Annotated in this window: 1 pseudogene; it reads right to left on the bottom strand. The window is 69.7% G+C overall.

Features of this window, described 5'->3' with window-relative positions:
• Nucleotides 1-805 (bottom strand): annotated as a pseudogene (locus CCN37_RS39305) (hypothetical protein); the annotation flags it as partial.
• Nucleotides 806-949 lie beyond the last annotated feature (144 nt).

Here is a 949-nt window from a genome sequence, read left to right as displayed (position 1 = left end):
CGCCGACCGAGCTGCCGTCGCGCTTCTCCTTGAGCTGCCCCACTTCCAGGCGCAGCAGGCCGATGTCGAGCTTGCGCTGGCCCGCGCCGATGATCGGCAAATTTCCCAGTCCTGGCAGGGGAATCCCGACCGGCACGTCCAACCGCGGAGTCGCCGCGTCGAGCGTGCCGAGCGTCTTCCCGCCCTGCGACACCCGCAACACCGGCGCCGTGTACGTGACCTTCGACGTCTTCGCGTCGCCCGTCGACAGCGCCGTCAGCGTCGGTTTGCTGACCACGTCGATCCGGATCTCCTGCGGTGTCCCCGCCAGCACCTGGATGCTCGCCAGCTGCACCGTCGACACCGCGCTCACCGCTTTGCCCGCTTGGCCCGGCGCGTCCACCAGTCGCACCGTCGACTGCGCGCTCATCGTTTCTGGCAGCCGCACCAGCGGTCCGTTCGCCGTGAGCAGCCCGCCCAGCTGGCTCAGCGGTGCGGCCAGCCCCTTCACCGCCTCGATCAGGTCCACCTTGCCCGCCGCGATCGAGCTGAGGTCCGAAACCCTTGGCAGTGAAGGGATCGTGTTGATCGCCGACAGGCTCGCCACCGAGGTCTTCGCGTCCGCCACCGGCTCCACGCACGGCCCGAGCTTGTCGTCCCACCGCGCGTGCACCGAGCCTTCCACCAGGCCGATGTTCAGCAACTGGTTCGCGTTGGGTGGCAGGGCGCCACGGACACCGGGGGCGCTGGCGCAGACGGCGAGTCCGGACAACGCGAGGCCGACGGTGGGTGGGCTGACGCCGCCCGCGAACCAGTTGCTGAACATCGGCCTGGTGGAAGGCTCGGTGCACGCGCGGTGGGACGACAAGCTCGGGCCGTGCGTGGAGCCGGTGGCGGACGCGAAGACCTCGGTGGCGAGCCTGTCGGCGATCAACACGATCCCTTCACTGCCAAGGGTTTCGGACCTCAG

The organism is Allokutzneria sp. NRRL B-24872 (assembly GCF_002155965.1).
GTDB lineage: Bacteria > Actinomycetota > Actinomycetes > Mycobacteriales > Pseudonocardiaceae > Allokutzneria.
This window is presented reverse-complemented; position numbering and strand designations above follow the sequence as displayed.